Annotated in this window: 7 protein-coding genes; all 7 read right to left on the bottom strand. The window is 44.7% G+C overall.

Features of this window, described 5'->3' with window-relative positions:
* On the bottom strand, positions 1 to 1,412 hold a 1,412-nt coding region (locus J7J01_09970; GenBank protein MCD6211185.1), incomplete at its 3' end, for a hypothetical protein.
* Positions 1,413 to 1,438: 26 nt separating this feature from the next.
* Complete coding sequence (locus J7J01_09965; protein MCD6211184.1) at positions 1,439 to 2,053, bottom strand: DUF2284 domain-containing protein; 615 nt, start codon at positions 2,051 to 2,053, stop codon at positions 1,439 to 1,441.
* Positions 2,053 to 2,826, bottom strand: coding sequence for a P-loop NTPase (locus J7J01_09960; protein MCD6211183.1), 774 nt, complete (start codon positions 2,824 to 2,826; stop codon positions 2,053 to 2,055). The genes J7J01_09965 and J7J01_09960 overlap by 1 nt, the downstream gene beginning before the upstream one ends.
* Positions 2,823 to 3,074 (bottom strand): hypothetical protein, encoded by a 252-nt coding sequence (locus J7J01_09955; GenBank protein MCD6211182.1) that lies wholly within the window; start codon positions 3,072 to 3,074, stop codon positions 2,823 to 2,825. The genes J7J01_09960 and J7J01_09955 overlap by 4 nt, the downstream gene beginning before the upstream one ends.
* A gap of 2 nt (positions 3,075 to 3,076) precedes the next feature.
* Positions 3,077 to 3,556, bottom strand: a complete 480-nt coding sequence (gene mobB / locus J7J01_09950) for a molybdopterin-guanine dinucleotide biosynthesis protein B (protein MCD6211181.1) — start codon at positions 3,554 to 3,556, stop codon at positions 3,077 to 3,079.
* A complete protein-coding gene (locus tag J7J01_09945) occupies positions 3,553 to 4,569 on the bottom strand; it encodes a hypothetical protein (GenBank protein MCD6211180.1) in 1,017 nt (338 codons plus the stop codon). Before J7J01_09945 ends, mobB begins: the two co-directional genes overlap by 4 nt.
* Before the next feature lie 70 nt (positions 4,570 to 4,639).
* The coding region (locus J7J01_09940) for a YkgJ family cysteine cluster protein (protein MCD6211179.1) at positions 4,640 to 5,228 on the bottom strand (589 nt) is incomplete at its 5' end.

The raw sequence follows: 5,228 nt of genomic DNA, 5'->3' as shown, positions 1-5,228 counted from the left end.
GTTCTGAGCTCATCCACCCATGAGATTGATAAAGGTGCAATCGCTGCACTAACTGCAAGCCAGTGTATGAAGACTTTATAATTGTCGAAGTACCATGGTTGATATTTCACAAGATTAGTAATAAAGAAGAGTGCAAGGAAAGGCAGAAAAAATAGCTTTGCTTCTTTTCTCGCTTTAACAAAGCCAAGACAAAGCAGGATGATGAGTGCACCGGCATTCTTAGCCCAGAAACTTAGAAGCAGGATGGTCGTCTCCGCAGCGGAGTAGATAACCCCGGGTATAGAAGACCAGTTCAGAGCGGTTATTATATTCTTGTTCTCATCTGTCCACCCGGGATAGAAATTGAAGAAGTTCTCTGTCACTCCTGCTCTTATACTCAGTATCTGTGGCAATGCGAGCGCAATAAGAGGTACGAAAATAATGATGAGTTTTTTCGGCGCCTCCCTGTTATACCCTCTGAGGAGCAAAGGAGCTAAAAATAGTGCTACAAAAGCGGTTGCCATAAATGAATGCGCATGGATATAGGGCATCATGCCTGTCAGCATCCCGGCAATAAAAAGCTCGCTCCTTCCTCCCGCTCCGAAGAGCGACTCGAATAGCAGGTTATAGACTGCAAAAGAGATCGCCAGTCCGAACATCGCTGTCCGCTGTGGCATGAGTACAGCATACATGGGGTTCAGGAAGTGGAGTCCTACCGACTGGAGACCCGGTGGGAAGCCAGCGAAGATGAAGATGACACTCCCAATCATGCCAGCCATCTTCAGACCTGTCAGCCGATATGCGAGGTAATAGAACAGCCCGAATAGAGAAGCCTGAAATAGAATGTTTGGAATAATAATAGAGTGCCTCAGGTCCAACCCCCCTTTCATCAGTACCGCGGAATAGAAATCCATGAGGAATGGATAATGCATCTCGGTATGCAAAAACTGCGGATATGACGGTGGGAACTGGAAATGGGGTTTATAGACAAAAGAAGTGATAACAGAGGTATGAAACGGGTAATCAGCCCAGACGGTATGAAAAGCATATAGGTTGCCCGCATTATCCGGACGCAAAACTCCGTAGAGATTCATGAATGCAAGATAAAGGATGATGCCCACGAAGAAGATGAGTGTGTATTTATCATCAAAGGTGAAGGTTATATTTGTATTTCGTAGATAAGCAGTGATAATAGCGCCGATGATAATAATGATGCTGATACAGATACCGATGCTGATGATGATGCCGATGGTAGATAGAGCACCTGAGAAGGAGGTGACGAGGAATGTTATCCAGACGGATATAGCATTCCCAATTACGAATGATAAGAAAGCGCGTTCAAGCATGGAGAGCCTGATGCTCAGGATAGAGGAGATGATAAGCCCAAGGAGGAAGCTGACAGTGAGGTATAATATCCAGAGTAAGGGGACCATGCTTTTCTCACTTTTTCTTTAATATTCTATTCTAAAAGAAGTAGCCCGAAGAAGGTTATCCATCTATAAGTATAAGGTGATTTCAGTACTTCTACCTCATAGCCCGCATTCCTGACCGTGGTGAAGACGTCTATACCACAAGCCTCCATCCCTGGTCTCATTTTATGCTGATGCACACAGAACCTCTTCACTGCGTGGTCCATGAGGTCTACCTGCTCTTGCTCTGGTATGCACTCAGGGCAATATGCGCAGCAAAGCCCAACCATTGCAAATGCTTTGTAATAGCCTGATAGGAAAGCATACCGCTCCAGTTCATACATCTTATCGTAGAATTCTTTTATAGCATCCCAGAGGAAATGGTGTATATGGGATGGTAGCACTCCCTTGTTCGGTTTAGCGTCAAATCTTGCAACTATTGCGCGCTCATAACACATTATCAGTCTCCGTGTCTCTTCTGGTGAGGGTACATAGGGTGGACAGTTCAGGTGCTTACCGAACGCTTTACAACCATACCTGCATTTCCAGCGGGACCACTCTCCTATCTTCACCTTATCAACAGAGATGAGCTTAAAATCCGGGTGGATGCGTTTCAAATTCCGCAACAGGGTTTCTATATCCATCTCTATATCGTATTTTTTCATCACATTCTTTGCTCTTTCATCTCTGTCAGGAACTCTGCAAGCTTATTTATGCCTTCCAACTCGAAATCCAGAGGCTTTCCAACCAGACAATTTCTGGCTATCCTCTCATCCACTGGTATAGCCGCTACAACCTTATCACGAGCTATGGAATCGAGAATAAATCTCTCGGTTTCTTCATCTGTCCTGTTCAGAATGTAATATAGCGGCTTACTTGCTCTATCTGTTATCTTATTCACCTTATCTGCAAGCCTGATTGATTCCTGGGAAGGATCAATGACCATCAGGATGAGGTCGCAACCGAGTTCTACACCCCGCCCAAAGTGCTCAATCCCTGCATCGGTATCCACAAGCGCGAATTCATCCCGGGCGGGCTGAAGCATCTGCAGAAAATCCCCACTCAAGGCGTTAAAAGGGCATGCACAACCCTCTCCGAAATCCCTTATCTTACCTATCGCGAGCAGACTGATCCTACCTTTTTTGCTCAGGTAATCTCTTGGTATATCATCTGTTCCTATTCGCTCACTAAATACACTGGCTTTACCCTCTCGCTTCCTCTTCGACTCCGATAGCTTCTTAAAAATCATTTTCTTACCGCCAAAGTGCATAGCGAAATCCTTCGGGAGTTCCATTCCCAACTGGATATGCAGTCCGAAGTTCGATTCGTCATTATCCACTACAATAACCCGATACCCTCTCCTATCAAGTTCGGCTGCAAGCAGAGCAGTTATAGAACTCTTACCACTACCACCTTTACCACATATCAGTATCTTCATTCTTTTTGTTCCTGGTTATTACTTATAAGTTCAAAAGCCTTAAGAAGGTATTCATTCACTTCTCCCGTATGCTTAACCGCTTCCATTATCGCTTCGTATACCCCTCTCTCTCCAAACCCCTTGGCTTTTTCCGCCCAGCGCTTAAAATCGCGTGCATGCTCCCTGTTATGCTCAATCCAGTATACCAGTAGCATAGCCAGCTTCTTCTTATTCTCCTCCCCCTCTTCCTCTTCTATTTCCTCCGTCATTGCTATACCACATAATCTTCAATTTTAAGAACTAATTCGACTATATCTTGAAGATAGCGCTTTGGATTACCTGATAACCTCATTACTACGTTTGCGATTTCACCATCACCACCATCCTCATCACCATCTCTATCAGGGAGGGGATTCAGTACAATCTTGGGTAAATCAGAGCTTTTGAAACCCTCAACAAGCACGAAATCCATGCCAGAATCCGCCATATCTTTTAGCTGTTCCTTCAAGTTCTGGTTCAGGCTCTTATTCTTACTCTTACTTATCTTTAATGTCGCATGCTCTGAAGACCCTATAACCACCTCAGCACCGGCATTGAATAGCCGTGTTGTATCTTTTGATTCATCCAGATCCAGCTCTTGCGCATGTTTTATACAACCTACGCTGCCATAATCTCTTAGCCTCATTATCAAATCTTCGATGAGGGTCGTCTTACCTGACTTCTTCTTCCCTATTATTGAGATCACCTTCATAGCTTCTTGCGTCTCCTTATCAATAGATACGCGATGGCGAGAAATAGTCCTATGGTGGTGAAACAGAAGCTATGAGATGAGAAAGATAATACAGGCGAGGGAGAGGCAGTACCGGGTGACACCGTTGGTGTTAATAGTGGTGTGGGAGTGGGCGTGGGTGTTATAGTAGTCATAGCAGGTGCTACAGTTGGTGTTATTTCTTGTTGTACTGTTACTGACGGTGTAACAGTGGGTGTGGGTGTTGGCACTGGCGTAGGCGTTGGCGTTGGCGTGGATGCAGGCGTGGGTGCAGGTGTAGGTGCTGGCGTTGGCGTAACTACCGGTGTTAGCTCTGATACAATCCTGAGATTCGCACTTTTTTCGCCTGCTGTAATTCGGAATTCTCCAACTGGCACTCCACTGGTACTTAGCTTCTCCTGAAAAGCGCCATTGGTATCAGCAATAACTTTCAAAGCCATTTTAAAATCCAGATTCACCGATGTCGTATCATCAGCGGCATCACCCGAGATCTTAATATCCTGCTCGCCTTTAAGGTCTATTGGAACCGGAACGCCCGGAACCTTCCTTGGCAGCGATAAAGAGAGTGTGGCAACCCCATTCTTTATCACAGATGGTGATTTCATCAGTGTTACCGGTACCCCCAGCATCTTTCTGATAACGCTCACATTATTTTCGTCGCAGATAACCTCTATCCCTGATATCACAACCTTCATATTCTTTATCCTCTCAGCGCGAATTGAAACCTTCTTCTCACCCTCCGGGAAGTTGATGCCCTTGAACTCATGGTTATATCCCCCGTCACTCGATACAGGCAATGAGACCGTAAATGATGAACCTATCCACACAACTTCATTTGGCGTTGCTAACCCCGATATTGCAACCTCATTGCCCTGTAGCACTTCCTCTGGCACATTCAACTCCCTTACCTCTCCATTTGCTACCGTGAAAAAACAGGATAGTATCAATAGTACTGATAGCAACTTTATTATTATGTTCTTGTTGATCTCTATCATCACTACAAAATAATATCAAGAATCCAATCTTTATATAGTTTTATATAGTTTATTACTCATCACTCATCCATCATTCATCTATTTGATGAATTGATGATTTCAAACCTCTATCAGCTCGCAGATATCTCAGGAAGTCATCCAGGATGCTCTCTGATAACGCGACATAGACCGCTTTTTTGTCTATCACTCCACTGTAATCAGGTAATCGCTGAGAAGTTATAGCGGATTCTTCTTCTGACCAATATTCCTTTATCTCCTTCTTACTATACTTCCTCGTTAACCTCTTTAACTCCTCATATATCTCCATCCCCAGCGGGCATAGCAGCAATGTCGGCACCGGTCTGATAACAACGAACGGGAAGATTCTGCAAGAGGTGGGCTTATCTTTATAAATTGAGCATTCGTTACCATTTAGATAAGGACACGGTGTCTTCAGGTAGTTATCCACCTCGTTCTCGTTCATCTTATCGAATAGCGAGTCTCCATCGATTCTCACCAGCCGTTCTATATCATCGTCGTTTAGATGAACAGGCATCTCACGGCAGCACCTACAACAGCGCTTACATTCGAAATACTCCAGTATCGCCTGCGCTTGCACCTCGAATCTCTGCCTGACCCTTTCTATCATCCCGAGATTCTGTGCTACAGTGAACCAGAAG

This window comes from Methanophagales archaeon (genome assembly GCA_021159465.1).
GTDB lineage: Archaea > Halobacteriota > Syntropharchaeia > Alkanophagales > Methanospirareceae > G60ANME1.
The sequence above is the reverse complement of the archived record's forward strand: the minus strand, read 5'-3'. Positions and strand labels throughout refer to the sequence as shown.

Excerpts from the sequence above, each read along its gene's own strand:
- J7J01_09945 (MCD6211180.1), bottom strand. The coding sequence starts at position 4,569 with ATGATAGAGATCAACAAGAACATAATAATAAAGTTGCTATCAGTACTA.
- J7J01_09965 (MCD6211184.1), bottom strand. The coding sequence starts at position 2,053 with ATGAAAAAATACGATATAGAGATGGATATAGAAACCCTGTTGCGGAAT.
- J7J01_09955 (MCD6211182.1), bottom strand. The coding sequence starts at position 3,074 with ATGACGGAGGAAATAGAAGAGGAAGAGGGGGAGGAGAATAAGAAGAAG.
- J7J01_09960 (MCD6211183.1), bottom strand. The coding sequence starts at position 2,826 with ATGAAGATACTGATATGTGGTAAAGGTGGTAGTGGTAAGAGTTCTATA.
- mobB (MCD6211181.1), bottom strand. The coding sequence starts at position 3,556 with ATGAAGGTGATCTCAATAATAGGGAAGAAGAAGTCAGGTAAGACGACC.